The organism is Roseovarius sp. Pro17 (assembly GCF_035599575.1).
In the GTDB taxonomy this organism is placed as follows: domain Bacteria; phylum Pseudomonadota; class Alphaproteobacteria; order Rhodobacterales; family Rhodobacteraceae; genus Roseovarius.
Genome location: NZ_CP141179.1, coordinates 3,563,644 through 3,588,496 on the forward strand (window position 1 = coordinate 3,563,644; position 24,853 = coordinate 3,588,496).

Below are 24,853 nucleotides of genomic sequence, written 5' to 3' on the forward strand. Positions count from 1 at the left end.
CGCGGGCCTAGAACCCGACGGCGCACCCGTCCTTGCGGTAGTCCGAACCGCCGACATAGCCGTCACCCATCCGCCGGATCAACTGCGCCCCCCCAAAGCCAAAGTCGGCCGCGGTTCCTTCGCGCACGATGTCGTGCCCCATGGCGCGGAGCGCCTCGGCGGTTGCCTCGGGCATGGTGCGCTCAATGGCGACGGTGCGGCCCGACACCACCTGCCAGCGCGGCGCGTCGCTGGCCACTTGCGGATCCTGGCCCCAGAGCATCGTGCGCAGCATCATCTGCAAATGACCCTGCGCCTGCATCGGCCCACCCATGACGCCAAAGCTCATCTCGGGCGCGCCACCCTTGGTGACAAAACCGGGAATGATCGTATGGAATGGTCTCTGCGACGGGCCAACGCGGTTCGGATGGCCGGGGGTGGCGACGAATCCTGCACCGCGATTCTGCATATGTATGCCAGTGCCCGGCACCACAACGCCTGCGCCAAAGCCCATGTAGTTGGACTGGATAAACGACACCATGCGCCCCTCGGAATCCGCCGCGCTCAGATAGACGGTGCCGCCCGCCACCGGAGCACCCGCGCCCGGATCCCTCGCCCGCCCCGCATCGATCAGCGCCGCGCGGCTGTCCAGATAGCCGCCGTTCAGCAGCGCTTCGGGGCCAAAGGCCATGGCGTCGGCATCCGCCACATGCGCCGCCGCATCAGCCAGCGCCAGCTTGGTCGCCTCGATCTGAAGATGCAGCGCTATCGGATCATCAGGTTCGAAATCAGCGATCGCCGTGCGGTCCACAAGACCCAGCGCGATGAGCGCGGCGATGCCTTGGCCGTTGGGTGGTATCTCATGCAACTCGCGCCCGCGAAACGGCATATGGATCGTGCCGCACCAATCGGCACTGTGCGCGGCCATGTCGCCCTCACTCAGCGCTGCGCCGTTGTCGCGCGCGGCTGCCGCGATCTTCTCGGCCAGTGCGCCACGGTAGAACGCCTCGCCCCCGCTCTCGGCAATCGCCTCAAGCGAGTTGGCCAGCGCCGGGTTGCGGAATGTCTCGCCCGCCTTTGGCGCGCGCCCGCCGGGCATGAAGCACTCGGCAAAGCCGGGCTGATCCTTCAGCAGTTCCGCCCCACTGGCCCAAAGCCCGGCAATGATGGGCGAGACGGGGAAACCGCCGCGCGCATAGCCGATGGCAGGTGCAAAAAGCTGCGCAAATGGCAGCCGCCCATGTTCCCGCGATAGCGCCACCCAAGCCGACACTGCCCCCGGAACCGTCACCGCACCCCAGCCGCGCAGGGGCACGCCACCATCGAACTGCTGGGCCGTCCATGCGGCGGGCGCGCGGCCCGATGCGTTCAGCCCATGCAGTTGAGCGCCGTCCCAAAGGATCGCAAACGCGTCCGAGCCAAGTCCGCATCCCGTCGGCTCGACCACCGTCAGGCAGATCGCGGCGGCAAGCGCTGCGTCGACGGCATTGCCCCCCTCGGCCAGCATCCGCAGCCCCGCCTGCGCCGCCAGCGGCTGGGACGTGGCGACCATGCTGCGCGCGAAAACAGGCGTGCGGTAAGTCGGATATTTTAGGCTATCATTCATGGCTGTGCTTTCGTTCTTGGCGTGTCATGCGGCGCGGCAGTGCAGCGTCACCGCCAGCGACGGGATGGTCAAGACCCCGGCCCTGTCGCCCTGACTTTGCCATTCGACCCCGGAACTGGCTTTGGCAAGACCGGCGATCTGCACAAGATCCTCGAACACCAGCGTAGCACTGGCGAAGGCGCTGGGACCGCGTGCGATCCGCAGCACAAAACCGCCCTCATCGATCCGCCAGCCATTGCCGTCACATTGGGCAGACCCTTCGGTCAGCGCCGCGTATCGCGCCGCTTCTTCCTCGGGATCAGGACTGAGGACGGTCATCCCCGCAATGCCGCAAAAGCCGTTCGGATGGCTTAGCCATTCCTTTCGCCAGACCAGATCCGGCGTCAGGTGCTGGCAGAAATAGACGCGCCCGGCGGGAAATTCTGCTGTCGTCATACGCACATTGTGGAACCGCGCCACGCGCGCCCCGCCGTCTATCGTCACAGGCCGCTCCAGCAGGATCGGCTCTTGCGGGGCAAACCCAGCAGTCGACAGGCGCGCGAATGTTGCCTCGGCATCGTCGCTGCGAAAGACCAGACCGCTGAGGCCCAAAGGGCTGTCCAGAACCTCCTGCCGCTGCTTGCCGGTGGCAGGCACGCCGACCAGTTCCAGATAGCTGACGGGGTCCATCATCAGATGGTTGATCGAGCCCAATGAGTGATGTCCGCGCGGCGTCAACTGAAACCCGAGGCTGGTGAAAAGCGCAGCGGCGGCGTCCATCCCGAGGCCGGTATTGATGACCAGATGATCCAGTTGCATGGCACGCACTCCTTTTCCCGGCGCGGGATTGTGCAACGCCACGCGTCAGATGTCGAACCAGTTGAGGCTCGGCCCGAGGTTGCGCACCAGCGCATTGCCCACCTGCCCCTCGGCACCCCATGCCGCATGGATGTGGCCGCATAGGCACAGTGGTGAGCCTTTGGTAATGATCGCGTCGCGAACTGCTGCGCTGCCCTCATGTGCGCCGTTCTTTTGCAGATCAGCAGTGCCCAGCGGCGGGGTGTGGGTGATCAGCACCGCGCCATGAGGACAGTTAGCCAGCATCTGGGTCGCCTCATCCTCGGAATGGGCGGTATTCCAGTCATGCGTCTTACGCTCTGGCACCTCGCCGCCAACGCCAAAGAAATCCGTGCCGTTGATCGTGGCGGGCGTACCGTGCAGATAGGTGACATTCGACCAGCCAGCGCAGAGCGCTGCAATCTCGTCAGGTCGGTCGTGATTGCCATGCACGATCAGCACAGGCGCGCGGCAGGTTGCGAGGATGCTTAGCGTGTCTGCCGCCCCGATGCCCTCCGTCGCGAAATCCCCCGCACCGATCACCACATCCGCCGCTGCGCTGGCATTCACGATGGCACGGGCGGCGTCCGCATGGCGGTGAAGGTCTGAAAAGGCGAGGATGCGCATGACGCTCAGCACTGCCGCGCATAGCGCAACAGCACCGCGCCAGACAGCGTTGCCGCAGTGGCCAGCACCTTGGCCAGGTCCAAACGCTCTTTCAGGCAAAACACCCCGATCAGCAGGGCAAAGACGACACTGGTCTCGCGCAGCGCCGTGACCAGCGCGATGGGCGCCTGCGTAAAAGCCCACGTGACCAACGCATAGGCGACAAAGGATGCCGCCCCTCCCAACACGCAGGTAACACGGCCCGTGCGCGCGATGCGCCGCAGCGTCCCCGGGCTGCGCGCCGCAAGGTAGAGCGTCATCAGCGCAGCATTGCCCAGCGCCAACCAGCCGTAGAATCCCAGCGACGTGCCTGCGATCCGCGCGCCGTATCCGTCGACCAGCGAATAGGCCGCAATGAATATGCCAGTGACCAGCGCCAGCCCGGCGGCATGTCCGTTGCGCAGCCCATCGGCGCGCCGCACAGCAGAAAGGCTGAGGATACCGGCAGCGATGATGGCCACAGCCAGCACCTCGGCAGCGTGCAGATGCACCCCCAGCACGACGACCGAGAAAACCGCTACGATCAGCGGCGCGGACCCGCGTGCGATCGGATAGATTTGCGTAAGATCGCCCCGCTCATAGGCACGCATCAGGAACAGCTGATAGCCGAAATGCAGCAGCAGACCGCCCAGCAGCCATGGCAGGCTGGCCAGCGCGGGCATCGGCACAAAGCACAGCGCCAAAGCCGCCAGCGGCACATGGCCGATCACCACAGCGCCCATCCCCGCACGCTTGTCCGCGCCCCCCTTGACCGCTGCATTCCAGACGGCGTGCAGCAACGCTGCGCCGATAACGGCGATGAAAACGGTGAGGCTCATGCGCGGCTCCTGTGCGGTGCGGCCACGCTAAAGCGTTTCGCGAAAAACTTGAATCACTGTTTTTGCGAAACGCGCGCAACATATCAGCGTTGTACGCGTTTCGCCTTAGCGCGATAGAGGCTTAGGTGGGAAGGTGTATCTTGAACGCCTTACGTATCGCCGCATCGACATCGGGGGCAAAGCGCGCCGCCGACCGCTCGGCCAATATCGCTTCTTTGCGGGCAGTGGCGTTGGTGTTCAGATCGGGTTTGCCTTCCTCATTCCACTGCTTGGGGCTCATCCTGTTACCCAGTTTTGGATACTGATAATCGCTCTCCATCCGCGCCAAAGTCTCGGACGTGCCCAGATAATGGCCCGGCCCACCAATGCAGACCTCGCGGATCTGCTCCAGCGCCAGCGTCTGATCATCCACCTCGATCCCGCGCACACAGCGCTGCGCATGGCCGATCAGATCATCCCCAAGGATCAGCGATTCAAGGCAAAAGCCCAACAGCGATGCGTGCATCCCCGCCGCCTCATAAACCATGTTCAGGCCCGACAGGCCGACCATGACATTCGAGCACATCTGCTCCCACCCGGCTTGCATATCGGGCAGTTTCGCATCGGTGATCCCCGCCGCTGCGCCCCCCGGCAGATCGTAGAACCGGTGCATCTGTGCGCATCCCGAACTAAGCAATGCCTGCTCACCCGACCCGCCGGTCATCGCGCCCGTCCGCAGATCAAGCCCAAAGGGCCAGGTGCCAAAGATCGCCGGATGCCCCGGCTTGACCGCGTTGACATAAACCAACCCGGCAAGGCATTCCGCCGTCGCCTGCACGATGGCGCCCGCGATGGTCGAAGGCGCGGTTGCGCCCGCCATTCCGGCGCTCAGCAGCAGCACGGGCATACCGCCGTTGATGCACTCTTCCATCACCTCGCAGGCCTCGGTCGCGAATTTCATCGGCGGAACCACGAAACAGTTCGAGTTCGACACGAAAGGGCGCGCGCGCCATGCATCCTCGCCACCCGCGATAAGGTGCAGCAGCTCCATCCCCTTGCGCGCAAACTCACGCTCGGTAAACGACACACCCACATGCTTGGTTGTCCCGGCGCAGCAGGCGTAGATGGTGTTCATGTCCATCTCAAAGTTGTCGGCGATGTCGCGACACACCATGGGGCGCTGCACGAAATGGATGTTGTCCAGAACGTTCGCGATCCGCGCAGCATCATGCAGGTCCTGCACCGTGCATTCGCGGTAGTTGCGCCCATCGACATCGACCAGATGCACCGCCGCACCCGCCGTGCCGTAATGCACCCGCGTGCCCGACAGATGCATGTCGTGCTGCGCGTCCCGACCCATCAGCGTGACGCTGCGATTGGCCTTGGCAATTGTATCTTCGATCAGTGCGCGGGGGAACCGAATGCGCCCGTCATCGCCCAGAATGGCACCAGCGCCAGTCAGGTATTCCACCCCGCTGGCAGGCGCATCAGCAAGGCCGATCTGCTCTAGTGCGTCGAGCGCGGTTTCGTGGATCCGAAGGACGTCGGCGTCAGTGAGGGGGCTATATCTGCCGCCCTCCATGCCGGGCCGGATTGATCGCATTGCATCCGAGGGAGGGGCACTGCGAACTGCGCGCCGCGCGGCGCGGCCACCAGAGCGGCGGGGAGTGATATCGTTCATGTCGGGGGCCTAATGCGTGAGGGATCAAAAATGGGTGTGCGGTTTCAACAGACCCGCGCCGGCCCGCCGCGCGCTGCACGGCCCCGCTCGGCACCGATGGTGCGCACGACGAGGGCGATCTTGCTGAGTGGCGTCATGGCCCTCTCTCCACTTGTGTTCCCTGATCAAGGCACACGGCGACACACCCCGTCTGTCCTGATTGCGACGCATGTCGTTTTTGTACCATCAACGGCTGCACCGGCGTGCGCATCTTGGCGATCTGCACTATTTCAAAGAGCGCCCTAACTTGATAAGTCCGCCTCAATCCGTGCCATTCAGTACCGCGAGGCCCGCCATGACCAAGATCCAGCTGCACAATACCCGCACCCGCCGCAAGGAGGTGTTCGCGCCTCTCGATGCCGACAACGTGCGCATGTATGTCTGTGGGCCGACCGTCTATGACCGCGCCCATCTGGGCAACGCGCGCCCGGTGGTGGTGTTCGACGTGCTCTATCGCCTTTTGCGCCACGTCTATGGCGAGGATGCCGTGACCTACGCGCGCAACTTTACCGACGTCGATGACAAGATCAACGCAAGGGCCGCCGAGACCGGGCGCGAGATTGGCGAGATCACGGATGAGACGATCCAATGGTTTCTGGACGATATGGGCGAGTTGGGCGCGCTGGAGCCCGACATGATGCCCCGCGCGACCGAGTTCATCCCGCAGATGGTTGCGATGATCGAGGATCTGATCGCCAAGGGCCACGCGTATGAGGCCGAGGGCCATGTGCTGTTCGCGGTCGAGAGTTACTCCGAATATGGTGCCCTCTCTGGCCGTTCGATCGACGACATGATCGCCGGCGCGCGGGTCGAGGTCGCGCCCTACAAGCGCAACCCGATGGATTTCGTTTTGTGGAAGCCGTCGAGCGATGATTTGCCCGGTTGGCCGTCGCCTTGGGGCCGGGGTCGCCCCGGCTGGCATATCGAATGCTCGGCCATGGCGTATGAACTGCTGGGGGCCAGTTTCGACATCCACGGCGGCGGCAACGATTTGATGTTTCCGCACCACGAGAACGAGATCGCTCAAAGCTGCTGCGCACATCCCGAGAGTGGGTTCGCGCAGGTCTGGATGCATAACGAGATGCTACAGGTCGAGGGCAAGAAGATGTCCAAGAGCTTGGGCAATTTCTTTACCGTTCGCGACTTGCTGGATCAGGGCGTGCCGGGCGAAGTGATCCGGTTTGTGTTTTTGAGCACGCATTATCGCAAGCCGATGGACTGGACCGAAAAGAAGACCGTGGAGGCGATCGAAACCCTAAGAGTTTGGCGAGACCAAACGAATGAAGTTCAAGTGGGGAAAGTAGATGAACAATTTTTATCGCGCTTGAGAGATGATCTCGATACTGCTGGTGCAATTGCCCGGTTGCACGAGTTATTTGCTAAAAAAGAATACGCAACGCTCCGAGCTTCGGCTGAGGTCGTCGGTATATTAACCGATGGGTTGAGGTGGGTGGGTCGCTTTGCGCTGAACGCGATGGTTGCCGAGCAACTCGACAGAATTTTCGAAGTTTATCAAACAGCTAAGAAAACCAAGTCTTTTGAAATAATTGATGGCTTAAAGGAAAATCTTTCCGAGAAGGGCCTTAGGCTACGTTTCTCAGAGAAATCGATTGAAATTGAATCGATAGATATGCTCGCTTTATTTCACAGATTTGCAAGCATGTTAGATAGCGATAAGAAGAAAGCATTCGGGGACGCAATCGTCTCCGATGGAGATAAGAAAAGCATTCAGCATGAGGCGCTGTCTTATGAATATGCGATTTCCGCAATTAAACAGTCGATGCACGAACTGGACGCCCTCAAATGACCGCGCCATCAGCCACTAAGGGCGGCCCCCGGCCGAGGGTGGGGGTAAAGCCCCCGCCCGTAAGGGCGGTCGGGGGCTGCCCGTGGTTCCCACGGGCGGAACGCAGTCAGCAAAGCGCTAAAAGCGACAGGGCAATTGCATGACCCGCACCCGCCTCTCCCTCTACGACACCACCCTGCGGGACGGCCAGCAGACCCAGGGCGTGCAATTCTCGACTGCCGAGAAACAGCGCATCGCGGAAATGCTGGACTCGCTCGGCGTCGATTACATCGAGGGCGGCTGGCCCGGTGCGAACCCGACCGACAGCGCATTTTTCGACGCCGCCCCTAAAACAAGCGCCACCATGACCGCCTTTGGCATGACCAAACGTGCAGGGCGCAGTGCCGCAAATGACGACGTTCTGGCCGCCGTGATGAACGCCGGGACCAGTGCAGTCTGCCTTGTCGGCAAGGCGCATGATTTCCATGTCGAGCGGGCGCTGGGCATCACTTTGGCGGAAAACATCGAAAACGTCGCCGCCTCCATCAAACACCTCGTCGCCCAAGGCCGCGAGGCGCTGCTGGACGCCGAGCATTTCTTTGACGGCTACAAGGCAAACCCCGCCTATGCGCTTGAGGTTTGTCACGCCGCGCTGAATGCTGGCGCGCGCTGGATCGTGCTATGTGACACCAACGGCGGCACCCTGCCCACCGAAATCGGGCGCATCACCGCCGAGGTGATCGCAGCGGGCATCCCCGGCGACCGACTGGGCATCCACACCCATAATGACACTGAAAACGCCGTCGCAGGCGCGCTGGCCGCCGTCGATGCAGGCGCGCGCCAAATCCAAGGCACGCTGAACGGGTTGGGCGAGCGATGTGGCAATGCCAATCTCACCACGCTGATCCCGACCCTGCTGCTGAAAGAACCTTATGCCAGCACCTACGAGATCGGCGTGGCGCCCGACGCGCTGAAAAACCTGAGCCGGATCAGCCGCAAGCTGGATGATATCCTGAACCGTGTCCCGCAACGCCAAGCCGCCTACGTCGGCGGGTCCGCTTTCGCGCACAAGGCCGGGCTGCACGCCAGCGCGATCCTCAAAGATCCCAGCACTTACGAACATATCGACCCGGCGCTGGTCGGCAATGCGCGCATCATTCCGATGTCCAATCAGGCGGGCCAGTCGAACCTGCGCCAGCGCCTGTCCGAGGCCGGGATCGAGGTCGCACCCGGCGATCCGGCCCTCGCCCTCATCCTCGACCAGATCAAGGAACGCGAGGCAATCGGCTATACCTATGACAGCGCGCAGGCCAGTTTCGAGCTGCTGGCGCGGCGCGCCTTGGGGCAACTGCCCGACTTTTTCGAGGTCAAGCGCTACAAGGTCACGGTCGAGCGGCGCAAGAACAAGTATGACCAGATGGTCAGCCTCTCCGAGGCGGTCGTCGTGGTAAAGGTCGACGGCGAGAAAAAGCTGTCGGTCAGCGAATCCATGGACGAGGACGGCAGTGATCGCGGCCCCGTCAATGCGCTCAGCAAGGCGCTGGCCAAGGATCTGGGCCGCTATCAGAGCGCTATCGACGACATGCGCCTCGTCGATTTCAAGGTGCGCATCACCCAAGGCGGAACCGAGGCCGTGACCCGCGTCATCATCGACAGCGAGGATGGGCAGGGCCGTCAATGGTCCACCGTGGGCGTCAGTGCGAATATCGTCGATGCGTCCTTTGACGCGCTGCTGGATGCGATCAACTGGAAGCTGCTGCGCAGTGACTGACTTTACCGGCGATTTGGCAGGCTGCGCCGATTTGGTTCGGCGCGGAGATCCCGACCGCTTTCGCGCGGCGATGGCGGCGCCGGTGGCGGCCCGGCACGTGCTGTTCCCGATCTATGCCTTCAACGTCGAAGTGTCGCGCGCGCCGTGGATGACGCAGGAATCGATGATCGCCGAAATGCGCCTGCAATGGTGGCGCGACGCGCTGGACGAGATCGCGTCGGGCAGCACTGCTAGACGGCACGAGGTCGTGACGCCGTTGGCCAAAATACTGGATTCCGAGGGCGCCGCGCTGCTGGACGCCCTGATCGTCGCGCGGCAATGGGACATCTACCGCGATCCGTTCGAGGATGACGCGCATCTGACGGATTATCTAGAAAAGACCAGCGGCAACCTGATGCTGGCCGCCGCCCGCGCGCTGGGCCGGGTCGACGCATCTGTCGTGATGGACGCAGGCTACGCCACAGGGCTGGCAAGCTGGCTGCGCGCCATTCCAGCGCTGGAGGACGCCGGGCGCATACCGCTGCTGGACGGGCGGCCCGATGGCATCCGCGCACTGGCCGAGGGCGGTCTGCGCCGCCTCGACGCCGCACGAGCGCGACGAGCCGAGATCAGCGCCGAGGCACGTCCCGCGCTGCTGGTCGCATGGCAGGCCGGGGGTATTTTGCGGCGCGCCACAGCGCAACCGCAGTTGGTCGCGGCAGGCGGTCTGGAACCGACTGCGATTCGCTCTTCGCTGTCGCTCGCGGCGCGATCCCTGAGCGGACAGTGGTAGGAACGCTGTTCCCGTCGCGACAGAAACCTTTGGCGCAAATTAGAACATCATTCTCGGGATACGCCTAAGGACGGAAAATAAAATCCGTATCATGCGTCTGCGTGAACAACGGTTCGAAAACGGCCTCAGCAGTCTGAACCCCGTTTTCGCCCCAAAGCAGCAGACCTATCCAGGCCCCTTCCCAGACCGAGCATCCTGCGCCATATGCTAACACATGGTCGACGCACTCACCCTCCCCGCCCATCAGTGGCCATCACTCCAGCCCGGTTGGGTCTGGCTGTGCGGTGCCGGCCCCGGTGATCCGGGCCTGTTGACGATCCACGCGCTCAACGCGCTGCGGCAGGCGGATGTGGTCGTCTATGACGCGCTGGTGCAGGAATGCATCCTCGACTGGGCACCGCAAGCCGAGAAGATCTATGCAGGCAAGCGCGGCGGCAAACCGTCGGTACTGCAGCGCGACATTTCCCTGCGGCTCGTCGACCTTGCCCGCGCAGGCAAAAAGGTGCTGCGCCTCAAGGGTGGCGATCCGTTCGTCTTCGGGCGCGGCGGCGAAGAGGCCCAGACGCTGGTGCAGCACGGCATACCTGTGCGCATCATTCCCGGCATCAGCGCCGGGATCGGCGGGCTGGCCTATGCGGGCATCCCCGTCACCCACCGCGATGTGAACCAATCCGTGACATTCGTCACCGGCCATGACCAGTCCGGCAATGCGCCCGCGTCGCTCAATTGGAAGGCGCTGGCCGAGGGCAGTCAGGTTCTGGTCATCTACATGGGGATGAAGCACGCGGCCCAGATCAGTGCGTCACTAATCGAAAATGGCCGCGACCCGGACGAGCCTTGCGCCGTGGTCTGCAACGCCTCAACTCCGCAACAGCAGGTAATCGAGACGACGCTGAGCGCGATGGCCGCCGATATCGAGGCCAGCGGGCTGGAGCCGCCCGCGCTGCTGTGCATCGGACGCACGGTCCTGATGCGGCAGGTGCTGGACTGGCAGGGACAGATGGCAGGCGAGGCGGTGCGCGATATGGACCCGCTGGGTCGCGGGCTGGCGGCTGAAGTCGCATAGCGCGGCTCTTGCTAACGCATCACAAGAGGTCTAGCAGATTGCGGCATGACGTATGCCGCCCCCCTCATCGACGACAGCCGCGCCCGCCGCAACGTCACCGTTCTGGTGATGGCGCAGGCCATTCTGGGCGCGCAGATGCCGATGATCTTTGTCGTCGCAGGTTTGGCGGGCAACGGGCTGGCGTCCAACCCCTGTTTCGCCACGCTGCCAATTTCGATGATCGTCATCGGCTCGATGCTTTCGGCGACGCCGGTGTCGGCGATCATGCAGCGCTATGGACGGCGGACCGGATTTTTCCTCGGAACCGCTGGCGGCGCGATTGGCGGCGCGGTGGGGGCTTATGGTCTCTATACCGCCTCTTTCACCCTATTCCTGTTAGGTAGCCTGCTGACCGGCCTCTACATGAGTGCGCAAGGCTTCTACCGGTTTGCCGCCGCTGATACCGCCAGCGACGAATTCCGCCCCAAGGCGATTTCCTACGTCCTCGCGGGTGGACTGGTCAGTGCCATCATCGGGCCGCAACTGGTCAAGGTGACAGCCGATGCGATGGTCGTGCCTTTCCTCGGCACCTATATCGCAGTCATCATGCTGAACATCGTCGGATCGGTCCTGTTCCTGTTCCTAAACATCCCCAAACCGCCGATCCCGTCCGAGGATGCGCCACGCGGGCGTTCACGGCTGGAGTTGCTGAAAACGCCTCGCATCGCCGTCGCGGTGATCTGCGCGATGGTGTCCTATGCGCTGATGAACCTTGTGATGACCTCGACGCCGCTGGCAGTGGTCGGCTGTGGGTTCGATGCGGGCCGCGCTGCCGATGTCGTCACCGCGCATGTGCTGGCGATGTATATCCCGTCGTTCTTTACCGGACATCTGATCGCGCGCTTTGGCGTCGAAAAGATTCTGGGCGCCGGGATTGCCATCCTTGCCGCTGCCGGTGTCGTGGCACTGCAAGGCGTCGAGCTGAGCAATTTCTTTATCGCGCTGGTGCTGCTGGGGATCGGCTGGAACTTTGGTTTTATCGGCGCGACCTCGATGCTGGCGGGCGCACACGCCCCGCATGAGAGGGGGCGGATGCAGGGCCTCAACGATCTGATCGTGTTCGGCGGCGTTACTGTCGCATCGCTGGCATCCGGCGGGCTGATGAACTGCTCGGGCGGCAATGCGCAGTCGGGTTGGATGGCCGTCAACCTCGCGATGGTGCCGTTTCTGGCACTGGCGGGCGGGGCGCTAATCTGGCTGGTCATGCGGCCCCGCGATAAATCGGCTTAAAGCGTTTCGGGAAAAGCTGTGTCTCTGGTTTTTCCCGAAACGCTTTAACCCAGCCCCAGTTTGTCCGCCATAAAGGCCAGCGCGACCTCCAGCCCGTCGGGCGCGATGCCGTGGCCGGTACCCTTCATGACATGGGCATAGACATCCTTCCAGCCAGCCGATTGCAGCGCCTCGGCGGCCTCGGGCAGGAATTTTGGCGGTACCACGTCATCGGCGTCGCCATGCACCAACAGGATCGGGGGGCGGCTGACTACCTCATCAATCAGCTGCTCGGGACGCAAAAGGCGACCCGAAAAGGCGACGATGCCCGCCAACTCATCTTCGCGCCGGGGCCCGACATGCAGGGCCATCATGGTGCCTTGGCTAAAGCCAAAGAGAACGACCTGTTCGGGCAGCACGTCTTCGTCCACCATCAGCGCATCGAGAAATGCGTTCAGATCATCCGAAGCGGCCAGCAGGCCACGCTCGGCCTCTTCCTCGCTGCTGCCGTCGATCCAGGGAATCGGGAACCACTGAAATCCGTTCGGCATTCCCGGTACGTTTTCGGGCGCGTCAGGCGCGACGAACAGGGTGTCGGGCAGGTGTTCGCCCAAAGGATCGGCAAGGCCCAAGAGGTCTGGACCGTTGGCGCCATAGCCGTGCAGGAACACCACGATAGATTTTATCTCGCCCGATATCGGCTCTTTGCGGCCAGCGTTAAGTACGCGCGTCATCTGATGCCTTCTCTTTGTTTTGCAATACGGTAGTAGGCCCAAAGCAGCCGCGCGGCAACCGATCTGAACGGGCTCCACTTTGCAGCGATCTCGCGCATTGCGCGCTCTTTGGGACGTTCGGGCAGGTCATAGAGAATGCGCGCTGCCTCTTGCAGGGCCAGATCGCCATGGGCAAAAACATCGCCGTGGCCGAGGCTGAACATCGCATAGATTTCGGCGGTCCATGTCCCGATGCCGGGAACCTGCGTAAGCGTTTTCAACACCTCATCGGTCGGGGCGCTGCGCAGCGCGTCAAAATCGATTCCAGCGCGGGACAACTCCTGTGCATAGCGGATCTTTTGGCGGCTGAGACCGGCAGCGCGCAAGCCATCGTCGCCAGACAACAGGATCGGCGCGGGCGCTGTCAGGCCCGCGGCCTGCATCCGCGCCCAGATCGCATTGGCCGACGCGACGCTGACCTGCTGGCTGACAATGGCGCTAAGCAGTTCGGCAAAGCCGTCCGGCCTGCGCCGGAGCGGCAGGGGCCCGGTCTGCGCATAGGCATCGGCGAGACGCGGACAGATGGCGCCCAGCGCCTGGGCATCCGCCGCCACATCCTCGGACGTTTCGATGATGCGACCGCTCATAATGCCGCAACCCATGCCAGTGCCTCGTCGACGCTATGAACGCGCGGCGCTTTGGGCGGCGTGGGCCGGGCGATCATCAACACCCGGATGCCCAACTGCCCCGCGGCGGTCAGTTTCGTATCCGCGCGCGTGCTGCCCGCGTTGCGCAGAACCAGCCAATCAATGCCAAGACGACGGAACAGCGCGACCTCCTCCTCGACCGGGAAAGGGGGCTGCTGGATCAGATACTCGCCGTTCGGCAGGGGAAAGGGCGCGTCGGTGGCGCCGATCTGGCGACAATAGATGTAGCAATCCTTGAGCCCTGCAAAGTGAATCAGCCCCTCACGCCCGGTGGCCAGAAAAACGGTGCTGCCGGCCTCGATATGCGCGGGCGCGTCCGCCTCGCTGACGACCGTGGTCCAGCGATCGCCGGGCTGCGCACGCCATTCAGGGCGCAGCAGCAGGCAATAGGGGGCGCCCTTTGTCGCGCAGAGGTTAGCGGCGCTATGCGATATGTCACTGGCGAAGGGATGCGTCGCGTCCAGAACGGCGCTGACATTGTGACGCTCGATGCAATCGCTCAGCTCCCCCGAGCATGTCGGCAAGGGCCAGCCACCGGGCAGGCGCGCGGCGGGGTCGGGCCAGATCAGGCAGTCTGTCCCAAGCTCTGCCAAAGCGTGCGCAAGGCGCCGTGCCTCGCCAGTGCCAGCGAGCAAAAGCAGCGTCATAAGGGCCGCCTTGACTGAGGATATGACGCGATAGGGATCATCCAGTCCAGCATATCCGCGCCGCGCGTCGGGGCCAATCGGCAAAGTGACGCCGGACCGGCCACTCGCCGCGACGCATATCATTGCCGCGCAACCTGCGCCTCCCCACATCAAGCGTGCAACCTGAAAACCAACAAGGAGGGTGGTGATGAAATGTCCGATGGATGGGGAACAACTGGTGATGACGGATCGTGCTGGGGTCGAAATTGATTATTGCCCCGAATGTCGCGGGGTATGGCTGGATCGGGGCGAGTTGGACAAGATCATCGAACGTTCAGCAGCCGCACCGCCACCGGCGCAGATCTATGAAGCGTCGGATCGCGGAGATGACAGCCACGGAGATTACCCCCGAAAAAAGAAAAAGCGCGGCGGGTTTCTGGAGGATATTTTCGACTTTTGATGTCAGTCGCGTTGCGCACCAGACGACTTTGACAAAACGCAAAAGAGCGGGCACTCGGCCCGCTCCATTCCCATTTGTCACGCTCTCAGCGGCTTAGACCTGCGCGGATGCACCGCGCGGACCTGCGATCAGCCAAGCGATGAAGCCCAGCACCGGCAGGATGAGAACAACCAGCGTCCAGATCACCTTGGCGCCTGTCGACGCGCTCGAGGTAAGGATCTGATAGATCGCATAGATATCCGCGATCAGGACCAGAATTCCGAAAATACCATATTCCACGTTGCATCTCCTTGATAACTTGATTGCAAATGCAACGTGCTACAGGCGCAATAGGTTCCGCTGCGGCGCTATCTCTTGCGGCGCTTGACGTTGCCGCCTCTCTGACCCGGCCTGCCTGCGGTTGAGCGTCCGCGCGTCTTGCTGCCTGCCGCGACCGCCTCTTCGACTGCCGACTGGCGCACCAACGGGTCGTCCGAAATCGCCAGATCGACCGCCTCCAGCCTTTTCACCTCGTCGCGCAGACGGGCGGCCTCTTCGAATTCGAGGTTCTCGGCGGCCTTGCGCATGTCGACACGCAACCCGTCCAGATGCGCCGCCAGATTGGCACCATGCATCGGCTTGTCGATCTTGGCGGTGACGCGGCTCATGTCGACGTCGCCCTTGTAAAGACCGGCAAGGATATCCTCGACGTTCTTCTTGACCGTGGCGGGGGTGATGCCGTGTTCCTTGTTATAGGCAATCTGCTTGTCCCGGCGTCGATCCGTCTCGCCAATCGCGCGCTCCATACTGCCGGTGATGCGGTCGGCATACATAATGACGCGGCCTTCGGCATTGCGCGCGGCGCGGCCGATGGTCTGGATCAGGGACGTTTCCGAGCGCAAGAAGCCCTCCTTGTCTGCATCGAGGATCGCGACCAGCCCACATTCGGGAATATCCAGACCCTCGCGCAGCAGGTTGATCCCGATCAAGACGTCGAACGCACCCAGACGCAGGTCGCGCAGGATCTCGATCCGCTCGAGCGTGTCGATTTCCGAGTGCATGTAGCGCACCTTGATACCCTGCTCGTGCATGTACTCGGTCAGATCCTCGGACATGCGTTTCGTAAGGGTGGTGACCAACGTGCGAAATCCCGCGGCAGTGACGCGGCGCACCTCGTCGAGCAGATCGTCGACCTGCGTTTCCACCGGCCGGATTTCTACCATCGGATCCAGCAGGCCGGTGGGGCGAATGACCTGCTCGGTGAAAACGCCGCCGGTTTGCTCGATCTCCCACTTGGCAGGGGTCGCAGAAACAAACACTGACTGGGGCCGCATCGCATCCCATTCCTCGAACTTGAGGGGTCGGTTATCCATGCAGGACGGCAGGCGGAACCCATGCTCGGCCAGCGTGAATTTGCGGCGGTAGTCACCTTTGTACATGCCGCCGATCTGCGGGACGCTGACATGGGACTCATCCGCGAAAACGATGGCATTGTCGGGGATGAATTCAAACAGCGTCGGGGGTGGCTCGCCCGGTGCGCGTCCCGTCAGATAGCGCGAATAGTTCTCGATGCCGTTGCAAACGCCTGTTGCCTCCAGCATTTCCAGGTCGAAATTCGTGCGCTGCTCCAGCCGTTGCGCCTCTAGCAGCTTGCCCTCGCCGACCAGCTGGTCGAGCCGCATACGCAGCTCTTTGCGGATGCTGATAACGGCCTGCTTCATCGTCGGCTTGGGCGTGACATAGTGGCTGTTGGCGTAAACACGGATCTTGTCGAACGTGCCAGTTTTCTCGCCAGTGAGGGGATCGAATTCGATAATCGCCTCAAGCTCGTTGCCGAAAAAGCTGAGCCGCCACGCGCGATCCTCAAGGTGGGCCGGAAAGATTTCCAGCGAATCGCCCCGCACCCGGAAGCTGCCCCGCTGGAACGCGGCATCGTTGCGTTTGTATTGCTGGGCGACCAGATCGGCCATCACCTGCCGCTGGTCGTAATCCGCGCCGACGACCAAATCCTGCGTCATGGCGCCATAGGTCTCGACGCTACCAATACCGTATATGCACGACACCGACGCCACGATGATCACATCGTCCCGCTCAAGCAGCGCGCGCGTGGCCGAGTGGCGCATCCGGTCGATCTGTTCGTTGATCTGGCTCTCCTTCTCGATGAAGGTGTCGCTGCGCGCGACGTAAGCCTCGGGCTGGTAATAATCGTAGAAACTGACGAAATATTCTACGGCGTTGTTGGGGAAAAATCCCTTGAACTCACCATAGAGCTGGGCCGCCAGCGTCTTGTTGGGGGCTAGAATGATGGCGGGGCGCTGTGTTTCCTCGATCACCATCGCCATGGTGTAGGTCTTGCCCGTTCCCGTCGCACCCAGCAGCACCTGATCGCGTTCGCCATCGCGGATCGCCTGACTGATCTCGGCGATGGCGGTGGGCTGATCGCCTGCAGGCTCGAATTCGCTGACCATCTCGAACCGCTTGCCACCTTCCAGCTTGAGGCGCTCACGCACGTCGGGCGCGGGATTGGACAGGACGGGGGGCTGGCTGTCGGAATGGGCGTAGGGCATTGCGGGCGTATCCTTCGGGGGCTTGGCTCACATTTGATACTTTTTCCCCGGCGTTCAACCCGCATGGTGCGATGCGCGGTGAGTCAAAACCGGTTTATCTGCGCAGATGCGCCATATACAGTCCCAGCCAGACACCTAGCCCGGATAAACCGCATCATGCAGCTCGTTCTTCACGCAGGCGCCCACATCACCGACGAGGACCGCCTGCTGAAATGCCTGACGGCTAATAAACCGATGCTGGCCGAGCGTGGCACAGAGGTGCCCTACCCCAAGACATACCGCCGCCTGTTGCGCGATATCCTGCACGCAGCTGTTCAGACCGGCATTGCCGACGACACGCGCGAGGTGCTGATGGACGCACTTTGTTTTGACGAGGCGCCGGGCCGGCTGATCCTGTCGAACCCCGGATTTTTCGGCACACCGAAAATGGCGGCTTCGGGCGGGGACTTCTACACCGCCGCAGCGGGGCGCACGCAGATTTTCCGCGATATCTTCGCACGTGACGACATCGAACTGTTCTTTGCCATTTGCAACCCCGCCACCTTTCTGCCGGCGATCATGGCACAGACAAAATTCGACAGCCTGCCGACCTATCTGGGCCGCACCGATCCGCGCGAAATGCGCTGGTCGGGCATGATCGAGCAGGTGCGCAGCGCAATCCCCGACATTCCGATCACCATCTGGTGCAACGAAGATACGCCGCTGATCTGGGGACAAATCCTGCGCGAGATGGCAGGCATTGAGCCGGGTGTGCCGTTGACGGGCGAATATGCGCTATTGCGCGAGATCATGACGCCAACCGGCATGACCCGCTTTGAGAGTTATTTGAAACAGCATCCCGGCATGACCGAGATGCAGAAGCGGCGCGTTATCTCGGCTTTTCTCGACAAGTTCGCCGACGAGGACGCCATCGAGGAAGAGCTGGACCTGCCCGGCTGGACCGACGATATGGTGAACGAGCTGACCGACCTCTACGATGAGGACGTCTATCGCATCGGCCGCATCCCCGGCATCACGCTGATCGATCCCTGATCGCGGCCTCTGCACGCTTGCCAAGCCTCCGGCGCCCTGCTAAATGCCGCGTCGGCGCCCCTATAGCTCAGCTGGTAGAGCAACTGATTTGTAATCAGTAGGTCCGCGGTTCGAGTCCGTGTGGGGGCACCATTAAATCATATATTTTCGATAAAAATCAAATATATATGTCGTAGACAAATGATTTTGTCCACCTCTTCATCCACCCTTCGTGAGGCCCACATGAGGATCGTCGCACGCAATACTCACTGACATCACATAGTGTGTCGCCTTCTCCTTGAACCTCTGCCATTATTCAAACATGACAAAATCGACTGAGCCTTCCGGGGAAACCTTAATTGACACAAAGCCACGCGCACGCAGCACCCCGTCCTCGACAGTCGGGCGAGGCAAAGCGATTACGCGTGCGGAACCACTCAAGCAAGATCGTTGGTCAGATGGACAAACAACCCTAATTTTCGGGGATAGTCTTGTTCATTACGGTGATTGGGATGCGCCAGACTGCATTGTGTCAGATGGTGCATACGGAGTTCTTGGCTTCGAGGGCGACACATCTGATCATACAGGCATGCCAGAATGGTATGAGCCACATATAGCAGCTTGGTCAAAGCAAGCAAAACCCAGCACATCGCTTTGGTTTTGGAACTCTGAGATAGGTTGGGCGACGGTTCATCCCATCCTTGAGCGTTATGGTTGGCGTTACGTGAATGCCAATATTTGGGATAAGGGCATCGGTCATATCGCAGGCAACGTAAACACGAAAAAGATTAGGCGCTTTCCGGTCGTATCAGAGGTCTGCGTTCAATACGTTCGTGAACCACAGATGAACGGTAGGCATATTAAGCTATGGCTGCTTGATGAATGGAAGCGCACAGGCTTAAGTGTTCGGGAAGCTAACAAGGCATGCGGCGTAGCGGATGCTGCTACCAGAAAATACCTTGATCAAGGCCATCTTTGGTATTGGATGCCCTCCGACAAATTTCGGATGCTCGTAGAGTACGCCAACGCCAACGGAAAGCCAGACGGGCGTCCATACTTCTCTCAAGATGGAGAAAGCCCAATGACGTCTGACGACTGGGAGACAACACGCTCGTTTTTTGCTTGCCCACACGGATTAACTAACGTCTGGAGCCGTCCAGCCCTTCGCGGTCCCGAAAGGATTAAGACTAATGGAACATCTGGGAGGGCAGTTCACTTAAACCAAAAACCGCTTGATCTTATGTCGAGAACCATCGAAGCGACGACGAGAGAGGGTGATGTAGTATGGGAGCCCTTCGGAGGTTTGTTCTCGGCGTCTGTGGCGGCTCGGCGATTAAAACGGAGATCATTCTCTGCCGAGATTGATCCTACATATTTCCATTATGGGTTGGATCGGATCACTCAATAAGTTGATCAGCGTCCACGTCCCTAACTCCGAGCCGCACTTCTAATTCGCGTTTTATCCTTGCATCATCGTTGCTGCGGAAAAGGCGGCCCCATCCTTTCGCCGTCATACCTTTAAATTTAGTGTTCAGGACGCGCGTTTTGAAATCTTCGAGCCCAGGGTGCACAATCCGATCCATCTTGGCGTAATTTGTGTCCAGTCGATATGGGAGCATCGCAACCAGCTCCCGCAATTTTGCTTGGTATTCGGGAGATGGGCTGTATTTCCTGCTATCAGACCCCCAGCTGTCGAGTAGCTTTTCAGCTTTGGCAAGCAAGTCTCTATCCAAGGTCTGAACCTTATATCCGTTAGTGTTTGTCTGCTGGAGATTGCTGGTCCGTGCAGATGTGTTTTCCGGCTCCAGCACAATGTAGTCGGGAGGATTGTGATAATGATTATCACGAGACTCCGCTACCGATCGACCTGAGACGATGACTACATCGACAATTTGGGGCTTTCCAAAAAGTATGTGCTCAGGCAGCCAAGCAAGCAGGCATACCTGAGTGTTGTCATCTGCAAAGTGGTTTTGACTATCTTTGAAACGGGCAGTGATCTCCGTCGATAGAGGGAACCAAGCCTTGATCTCAAACCCGGGCTGTGGCGTTACGCCGTCAAATACTGCGTCTGGGAAACCCGGGTCCTGCCTACGCCATGTTCCTTGCCCGTCAAACTCCTCCTGATCGTCGAGGTATTCCACCACGTTAAATTCAATCAGGTTGCCAAGTATAGGAGACAGTTTAGAAATGATTTTCGATAGGTTAACTGCGGCTTCAGGGGAAACCGGGGGCTCAACTGTTAAGACGTCAAAACGGTGCCCAGCCAATTCCTTCAGGTGTTCACCTGCAATACGTAATACATCGTTGGTGTCGAGAGTCATTTCTTACTGCCCATAACTATTTTTCTTGGGGTCTATCCTCTTAACCGAGCCTAGTCGAGACGCACTATTGGTTCAGCATCAACTCGCAAAGTAATATCGCTCCGCCTCCAAATTCTACCAATAGCCCTTGCCCCCGTGAGACATGCCGTCAGCGATAAAAGCCCTGTCCCATATACATATATCCTTGCTTTTGAGACAACTGTGTCTCATAATTATAGATATCAATGAGACAGGTGGCGCGAATGCTGATCGGCTATGCAAGGACTTCAACAATTGACCAGAAAGCGGGTTTGGATACCCAGCTGGAAGAACTCAAAAAGATTGGGTGCGATAAGATATTCGAGGAGCAGGTGTCCTCGGTCGATATCGAAGCCCGGACCCAACTCGCTGCAACTCTGGACTTCATCAGAGAAGGCGACACGCTGGTCGTGACGAGACTAGACCGGCTGGCACGCTCCGTCAGCCACCTCATGAAAATTTTGGATGACCTCACGGCAAAGTCGGCACATCTGCGGATATTGGGGCTGGGGATAGATACCGCCGGGCCGACAGGCAAGCTGATCCTGACGGTTCTAGGGGGCATGGCTGAGTTTGAGCGGGGGATCATGCTGGAGCGGCAACGAGAAGGCATCGCCAAGGCTAAGGCGGCTGGGAAATACAAGGGTCGAGCCCCCACGGCGCGCGCCAAGTCGAAGGAGGTAATCGCTTTACACGCTGCGGGCACGGGAAAGACCGAGATCGCAAAACAAGTTGGGATTGGCCGGGCGTCTGTTTATCGCATCATCAACGCGCATGAAGCTGGCGCGGAGGGGTGAAATGTCGGCTTGAGCAGATGAACTCAAGTGCACCACCTGCGCCACCGATCATCTGGCGGCTTTTAGGATGGGCGGGAAGGCACAGGAGATATCCGACGACTTCCACACACCCGAAGAACTCCAAGACCTTCTAGAACGGATAGGCATGCGGCTCCATGCCAAGAACCGCATCGCGGGCGGTGAGAGCGTGTTCCTCTGGCACTTGGCAGAGACGCTTCGGGCAACCGGGCGTATGGCTGTAGCAAAAACCTATGATCCTGAACTAGGGGGCAAGTTTGAGGATGAGTATGAGCCGGGGAGTATCCCGAATGGAGACCGTCTGAAACACTTCATGGCAACGCTGAAGAATGAGATGGCACAAGATAGCGACAATCGGTGAACTCAAGTGCACTGGCTTTATTAAATCCCTTCTGGCCGGGTTCTGGACGAGAAGCCGATTTCCGGGGATCAGCGGGTCTCGCCAAATTTGCGTAGCACGCCATGGCTTAAGCTGCCGAGCACATCGAAATTCCTTCAGTGGAGCAGACCTTCGCTGTGCGCTTTACCGATGACCACTGAGCGGGACTTTTCAGCCATTCGCTGCGCGTTCACCCTAGGTCTGGTTTTAATAAATTGATATTTGCAGACCTGAGTTTTCATGTAGAATTGCCATGCGGTACAGGCTGGGAAGTTGATGGCCGCAAACGGAATGACAGTATGTCTCCCCCCGGGGTAGTTCATTTTCAGAAAAGGCTTCTTCATGCGTTATGATAACAAACCTTTGGCCCAAGCCATTTCGCTGTGTTGTGCTCTTCTACTTCCAGTTTTGGCCACCGCTCAAACAGCGTCTGAGCGAGCAGCGGAAGTTTCAGGGGAGGATTTTGTCAAGGCGTTTCTTGGTAATTGCGCACAAAATGCGGGTAACTTTGCTATAGTCATAGCAGCCGCAGAAGCACTTGGTTTTTCTGACTTACCAGAGGAGATGAAGCCACTACTTGCCCCTCAAGACCCACGCGCTGAATTTGTTGGTTACTACGCTCAATCAGGCGACGGCGCCCCATACTTTTTAGGTGTCGCAAAGGGCGATTTGGACGGTCGATCTTTTACAATATGCTCCATCGCTAACCCGTACATCGAAACCGCCCAAGTCGTTTCTGCTCTAGAGAAATTTGCGGACATAGACGATCCAAGTCATGATGAGTCAGCAATGGGGCAGAGATATAGAGTTTGGTTTGTCGATGAGTGGTCGGAAGATGCATTTATCTCGCTGACAGATGCTGAACCGATGGGTTACGGTGGTGCGACACTTGCCATTTCAGCCCCTTCAATAAATTAAATAACCTCGCATAAGCAAAAGGGTACAAAGCTTGATATTTCTCTTCATTGGAATGATCGCAAGCGGAATTTCAGCCCGCATCACGCTCTTGAGCCACAGGGGAGGATGGTTCTTAGAGGATCAGGCCAGAAAGTCCTCAGGGATGGTCATTTTTGATCTGATAGGAACTGTTTCTGGGATAGCTGCCTTCATCATCAGCTTTTTCCTATTTGACTGGTGTTGGCCGTTGATCGCACTTGCACTGGGGTACTGGTTCATTGCTCCATTTGTCGTTACACGAAACAGCTACGCCTTCTTCTATCAAACTCAGTTTGTGACAGCGCTGGTTGCGCTAGGTTGTTCTGTCGCAATCTGTGGGATCTATTTCGAGATATTCTAGATCATCTTATTGTCGCGCTGCCTCCTACCCTACAAGATGCGCCATTGACTGACATGCGGTTAAGCTGATGTTCAGAGAAGTCGCAACATCGGTAAGTTTGGGCTCGAAGCTGACATCCGCTGGTGGCATCATCAACGGCGGCTATGCGGGAAAAAATTGCCGTCGGATTGAGAGAAAAGATCCGCATACAAGTCCGCGATAGGTTCAACCTCTCGGCGAAGGATGTTGGACGTGCGGATCTTCGATCCAAAACTGCCATCGTGTTAATCAATGATCTACATAATTTTTTGGTGAATTGCGTCGCTAGAGTACTCAATTTTGCCACGAAATCAGTGTCAGCGTCTGAGCATTTACAGGCTGAGTATCGTAGGCGATGAACAAACACACTTGCCTTATGTTCACCTTTAGTTCTACCCATACCGGATGCCAGCCGCTTACCCATCCGCTAGCCGTCAACGCAATCGCCTGATGCGTGATGCGGCCCAATCAGGCCAGATGCTGACAATGCGCTGCGGCCACTGCCGCCGATCCGTCAACTTCTGGGCTAGCGACCTGGTAAAGGTCGTCGGCCCGCTGCACGAGATCCATGTTCCACCGTTCGCCTGTTCACGATGCCGCACCAAGGAATATATCCGGATAGAGTGGCGCGTACCGCCTGCATCCGCGCTTGATGATTTGACTGTTAGACGCCCAGTAAAGCAGATTACCAAATGGGTGTGGGCAGACGAAAAGGCTTAGGCAACATGTGCAATCTCTATTCCAATCTGACAAATCAGGAGGCGATGCGCGGCCTGTTCAATATGCCGCCCGCTGCCGATCACCTTGGGAACGCAGCACCTCAGCCCGCCATCTGGCCTAAGTATGACGCGCCAGTTGTCCGGTTAGATGACAAAGGCGAACGGGAAATGCTCGCGATGAGTTGGGGCTTTCTGACGGCCAAGGCGTCAAAGAAAACGGGCAAGCCAATCGCACCTGCCGCGTGGAACAACGCGCGGGCCGACAAGGTTGCGACAATTGGCCTTTGGAAGGACAGCTTTAAGAACCGCAGATGCCTTGTGCCAGCGTCGAGTTTCAGGGAAGCCAAGGGCCGCGATCCTGCAACCGACTATTGGTTTGCCTTAAAAGGCGACGAACCGCGCCCGCCATTTGCGTTTGCGGGCATGTGGCGCGGTATCCAACCCGGCTTGCAAGATGAAAAGCTGAACATACTGACGCATACAATCATCACCACGACGGCCAATGACGTCGTAAAGCCTGTGCATCCGGACCGGATGCCTGTAATTCTCGATCCTGCCGACTACGATGCGTGGCTTGGTGGATCTGAAAGCGATGCCATGTCCCTAATGCGACCCTATCCCGCAGACCGGATGCAGATAGTGGTCAAGGGAGTTGGACGGCTGAAAGATGATGAGGGATGAGTTAGGCCATCTCAACGTTTTCCTGAACTAGAAGGTGGGCGGGCAACACCGTAAGCCCTCGGCATCATGAGGTTACCACTGAGCGACAGCCGGGCCGATATATTTCGTTAGAGTGCAGTAGTTCACTCTCCATTGAACGCAGAACGCGCAGGCTTCGACCACGGTCTAGTCATTTAAGATCTGCATTCTGGCCCCCCCTGCGATTTGCCCGGCACAAGGCTGGGCGATAGCTGCTGTTCATGAAGCGGCTCTACTCGGGACCTTTTTCTTGGACCCGTTAAAAGTAGGGATGCGGGCTCCAGTTTGATGGTGTGG

General features: G+C 59.7%; 24 protein-coding genes and 1 tRNA gene. 14 read left to right on the plus strand and 11 right to left on the minus strand.

Translation table 11 applies throughout. The features are described from left to right. Positions 1-7 precede the first annotated feature (7 nt). The 5 genes from U3654_RS17225 to U3654_RS17245 all read right to left on the minus strand — a co-directional run bounded on the left by U3654_RS17225 (position 8) and on the right by U3654_RS17245 (position 5,545). Positions 8-1,585: a gamma-glutamyltransferase family protein gene (locus U3654_RS17225; RefSeq protein WP_324752756.1), complete on the minus strand. Its 1,578-nt coding sequence runs from the start codon at positions 1,583-1,585 to the stop codon at positions 8-10. Positions 1,586-1,609: 24 nt separating this feature from the next. Continuing rightward, positions 1,610-2,383, minus strand: coding sequence for a VOC family protein (locus U3654_RS17230; protein ID WP_324752757.1), 774 nt, complete (start codon positions 2,381-2,383; stop codon positions 1,610-1,612). Between the two features lie 45 nt (positions 2,384-2,428). Then, positions 2,429-3,028, minus strand: coding sequence for a metallophosphoesterase family protein (locus U3654_RS17235; RefSeq protein ID WP_324752758.1), 600 nt, complete (start codon positions 3,026-3,028; stop codon positions 2,429-2,431). A gap of 5 nt (positions 3,029-3,033) precedes the next feature. Beyond that, positions 3,034-3,885 carry a DMT family transporter gene (locus U3654_RS17240; protein WP_324752759.1) on the minus strand — a complete coding sequence of 284 codons (852 nt, stop codon included), beginning with the start codon at positions 3,883-3,885 and terminating at the stop codon, positions 3,034-3,036. Positions 3,886-4,006: 121 nt separating this feature from the next. Continuing rightward, positions 4,007-5,545 (minus strand): trimethylamine methyltransferase family protein, encoded by a 1,539-nt coding sequence (locus tag U3654_RS17245; protein WP_324752760.1) that lies wholly within the window; start codon positions 5,543-5,545, stop codon positions 4,007-4,009. 334 nt (positions 5,546-5,879) lie between these two features. Between U3654_RS17245 and cysS the strand changes: the two genes are divergently transcribed. The 5 genes from cysS to U3654_RS17270 all read left to right on the plus strand — a co-directional run bounded on the left by cysS (position 5,880) and on the right by U3654_RS17270 (position 12,248). Continuing rightward, a complete protein-coding gene (gene cysS, locus U3654_RS17250; RefSeq protein ID WP_324752761.1) occupies positions 5,880-7,391 on the plus strand; it encodes a cysteine--tRNA ligase in 1,512 nt (503 codons plus the stop codon). 139 nt (positions 7,392-7,530) lie between these two features. Then, entirely contained in the window at positions 7,531-9,141 is a 1,611-nt protein-coding gene (gene cimA / locus U3654_RS17255) for a citramalate synthase (protein WP_324752762.1), read from the plus strand. Beyond that, a complete protein-coding gene (locus U3654_RS17260) occupies positions 9,134-9,913 on the plus strand; it encodes a squalene/phytoene synthase family protein (protein ID WP_324752763.1) in 780 nt (259 codons plus the stop codon). Before cimA ends, U3654_RS17260 begins: the two co-directional genes overlap by 8 nt. 214 nt (positions 9,914-10,127) lie before the next feature. After that, entirely contained in the window at positions 10,128-10,979 is an 852-nt protein-coding gene (gene cobA / locus U3654_RS17265; RefSeq protein WP_324752764.1) for a uroporphyrinogen-III C-methyltransferase, read from the plus strand. 45 nt (positions 10,980-11,024) lie between these two features. After that, complete coding sequence (locus U3654_RS17270) at positions 11,025-12,248, plus strand: MFS transporter (protein WP_324752765.1); 1,224 nt, start codon at positions 11,025-11,027, stop codon at positions 12,246-12,248. 44 nt (positions 12,249-12,292) lie between these two features. On the opposite strand, the gene U3654_RS17275 is transcribed toward U3654_RS17270, so the two are convergent. The 3 genes from U3654_RS17275 to U3654_RS17285 are packed head-to-tail and all read right to left on the minus strand — an operon-like array spanning position 12,293 to position 14,294. Further along, complete coding sequence (locus U3654_RS17275; protein WP_324752766.1) at positions 12,293-12,961, minus strand: alpha/beta hydrolase; 669 nt, start codon at positions 12,959-12,961, stop codon at positions 12,293-12,295. Further along, entirely contained in the window at positions 12,958-13,587 is a 630-nt protein-coding gene (locus tag U3654_RS17280; RefSeq protein ID WP_324752767.1) for a DNA-3-methyladenine glycosylase 2 family protein, read from the minus strand. Before U3654_RS17280 ends, U3654_RS17275 begins: the two co-directional genes overlap by 4 nt. Beyond that, on the minus strand, positions 13,584-14,294 hold the full coding sequence (locus U3654_RS17285; RefSeq protein WP_324752768.1) for a precorrin-6A/cobalt-precorrin-6A reductase: 711 nt from the start codon (positions 14,292-14,294) through the stop codon (positions 13,584-13,586). The genes U3654_RS17280 and U3654_RS17285 overlap by 4 nt, the downstream gene beginning before the upstream one ends. A gap of 187 nt (positions 14,295-14,481) precedes the next feature. Here U3654_RS17285 and U3654_RS17290 point away from each other — a divergent pair, with 187 nt between their 5' ends. After that, positions 14,482-14,733, plus strand: a complete 252-nt coding sequence (locus U3654_RS17290; protein ID WP_324752769.1) for a zf-TFIIB domain-containing protein — start codon at positions 14,482-14,484, stop codon at positions 14,731-14,733. Between the two features lie 93 nt (positions 14,734-14,826). On the opposite strand, the gene U3654_RS17295 is transcribed toward U3654_RS17290, so the two are convergent. Further along, entirely contained in the window at positions 14,827-15,012 is a 186-nt protein-coding gene (locus U3654_RS17295) for a PLD nuclease N-terminal domain-containing protein (protein ID WP_324752770.1), read from the minus strand. A 68-nt stretch (positions 15,013-15,080) separates the two neighbouring features. Further along, positions 15,081-17,279 carry an excinuclease ABC subunit UvrB gene (uvrB, locus tag U3654_RS17300; protein WP_324752771.1) on the minus strand — a complete coding sequence of 733 codons (2,199 nt, stop codon included), beginning with the start codon at positions 17,277-17,279 and terminating at the stop codon, positions 15,081-15,083. A 156-nt stretch (positions 17,280-17,435) separates the two neighbouring features. On the opposite strand from uvrB, the gene U3654_RS17305 reads away from it, so the two are divergent. From U3654_RS17305 to U3654_RS17315, 3 genes are all read left to right on the plus strand, one after another. Beyond that, the gene (locus U3654_RS17305; RefSeq protein WP_324752772.1) at positions 17,436-18,311 is read left to right on the plus strand and encodes a hypothetical protein; all 876 of its coding nucleotides are present in this window, start codon (positions 17,436-17,438) and stop codon (positions 18,309-18,311) included. Positions 18,312-18,367: 56 nt separating this feature from the next. Further along, positions 18,368-18,443 (plus strand) — tRNA-Thr (locus tag U3654_RS17310). A gap of 169 nt (positions 18,444-18,612) precedes the next feature. Beyond that, complete coding sequence (locus U3654_RS17315) at positions 18,613-19,698, plus strand: DNA methyltransferase (RefSeq protein WP_324752773.1); 1,086 nt, start codon at positions 18,613-18,615, stop codon at positions 19,696-19,698. On the opposite strand, the gene U3654_RS17320 is transcribed toward U3654_RS17315, so the two are convergent. After that, positions 19,688-20,611: a hypothetical protein gene (locus U3654_RS17320; protein ID WP_324752774.1), complete on the minus strand. Its 924-nt coding sequence runs from the start codon at positions 20,609-20,611 to the stop codon at positions 19,688-19,690. The two genes, U3654_RS17315 and U3654_RS17320, sit on opposite strands and share 11 nt — an antisense overlap. 242 nt (positions 20,612-20,853) lie before the next feature. Here U3654_RS17320 and U3654_RS17325 point away from each other — a divergent pair, with 242 nt between their 5' ends. The 5 genes from U3654_RS17325 to U3654_RS17345 all read left to right on the plus strand — a co-directional run bounded on the left by U3654_RS17325 (position 20,854) and on the right by U3654_RS17345 (position 24,538). After that, positions 20,854-21,426 (plus strand): recombinase family protein, encoded by a 573-nt coding sequence (locus U3654_RS17325; RefSeq protein WP_324752775.1) that lies wholly within the window; start codon positions 20,854-20,856, stop codon positions 21,424-21,426. 67 nt (positions 21,427-21,493) lie between these two features. Further along, entirely contained in the window at positions 21,494-21,805 is a 312-nt protein-coding gene (locus U3654_RS17330; protein ID WP_324752776.1) for a hypothetical protein, read from the plus strand. A gap of 360 nt (positions 21,806-22,165) precedes the next feature. Beyond that, on the plus strand, positions 22,166-22,741 hold the full coding sequence (locus U3654_RS17335) for a hypothetical protein (protein WP_324752777.1): 576 nt from the start codon (positions 22,166-22,168) through the stop codon (positions 22,739-22,741). A 31-nt stretch (positions 22,742-22,772) separates the two neighbouring features. Then, the gene (locus U3654_RS17340; protein WP_324752778.1) at positions 22,773-23,120 is read left to right on the plus strand and encodes a hypothetical protein; all 348 of its coding nucleotides are present in this window, start codon (positions 22,773-22,775) and stop codon (positions 23,118-23,120) included. Between the two features lie 743 nt (positions 23,121-23,863). Then, positions 23,864-24,538 carry an SOS response-associated peptidase gene (locus U3654_RS17345; RefSeq protein WP_324752779.1) on the plus strand — a complete coding sequence of 225 codons (675 nt, stop codon included), beginning with the start codon at positions 23,864-23,866 and terminating at the stop codon, positions 24,536-24,538. The last annotated feature ends 315 nt before the right edge of the window (positions 24,539-24,853 follow it).

Bases quoted from the DNA above. Each gene is read 5' to 3' on its own strand.
- U3654_RS17270 (WP_324752765.1), top strand. From the start codon at position 11,025: ATGACGTATGCCGCCCCCCTCATCGACGACAGCCGCGCCCGCCGCAAC.
- cimA (WP_324752762.1), top strand. From the start codon at position 7,531: ATGACCCGCACCCGCCTCTCCCTCTACGACACCACCCTGCGGGACGGC.
- U3654_RS17325 (WP_324752775.1), top strand. From the start codon at position 20,854: ATGCTGATCGGCTATGCAAGGACTTCAACAATTGACCAGAAAGCGGGT.
- U3654_RS17275 (WP_324752766.1), bottom strand. From the start codon at position 12,961: ATGACGCGCGTACTTAACGCTGGCCGCAAAGAGCCGATATCGGGCGAG.
- U3654_RS17225 (WP_324752756.1), bottom strand. From the start codon at position 1,585: ATGAATGATAGCCTAAAATATCCGACTTACCGCACGCCTGTTTTCGCG.
- uvrB (WP_324752771.1), bottom strand. From the start codon at position 17,279: ATGCCCTACGCCCATTCCGACAGCCAGCCCCCCGTCCTGTCCAATCCC.
- U3654_RS17345 (WP_324752779.1), top strand. From the start codon at position 23,864: ATGTGCAATCTCTATTCCAATCTGACAAATCAGGAGGCGATGCGCGGC.
- U3654_RS17235 (WP_324752758.1), bottom strand. From the start codon at position 3,028: ATGCGCATCCTCGCCTTTTCAGACCTTCACCGCCATGCGGACGCCGCC.
- U3654_RS17280 (WP_324752767.1), bottom strand. From the start codon at position 13,587: ATGAGCGGTCGCATCATCGAAACGTCCGAGGATGTGGCGGCGGATGCC.
- U3654_RS17230 (WP_324752757.1), bottom strand. From the start codon at position 2,383: ATGCAACTGGATCATCTGGTCATCAATACCGGCCTCGGGATGGACGCC.
- U3654_RS17285 (WP_324752768.1), bottom strand. From the start codon at position 14,294: ATGACGCTGCTTTTGCTCGCTGGCACTGGCGAGGCACGGCGCCTTGCG.
- U3654_RS17245 (WP_324752760.1), bottom strand. From the start codon at position 5,545: ATGAACGATATCACTCCCCGCCGCTCTGGTGGCCGCGCCGCGCGGCGC.
- U3654_RS17330 (WP_324752776.1), top strand. From the start codon at position 21,494: ATGGGCGGGAAGGCACAGGAGATATCCGACGACTTCCACACACCCGAA.
- U3654_RS17290 (WP_324752769.1), top strand. From the start codon at position 14,482: ATGAAATGTCCGATGGATGGGGAACAACTGGTGATGACGGATCGTGCT.
- U3654_RS17320 (WP_324752774.1), bottom strand. From the start codon at position 20,611: ATGACTCTCGACACCAACGATGTATTACGTATTGCAGGTGAACACCTG.
- U3654_RS17305 (WP_324752772.1), top strand. From the start codon at position 17,436: ATGCAGCTCGTTCTTCACGCAGGCGCCCACATCACCGACGAGGACCGC.
- U3654_RS17335 (WP_324752777.1), top strand. From the start codon at position 22,166: ATGCGTTATGATAACAAACCTTTGGCCCAAGCCATTTCGCTGTGTTGT.
- U3654_RS17240 (WP_324752759.1), bottom strand. From the start codon at position 3,885: ATGAGCCTCACCGTTTTCATCGCCGTTATCGGCGCAGCGTTGCTGCAC.
- U3654_RS17315 (WP_324752773.1), top strand. From the start codon at position 18,613: ATGACAAAATCGACTGAGCCTTCCGGGGAAACCTTAATTGACACAAAG.
- cobA (WP_324752764.1), top strand. From the start codon at position 10,128: ATGGTCGACGCACTCACCCTCCCCGCCCATCAGTGGCCATCACTCCAG.
- cysS (WP_324752761.1), top strand. From the start codon at position 5,880: ATGACCAAGATCCAGCTGCACAATACCCGCACCCGCCGCAAGGAGGTG.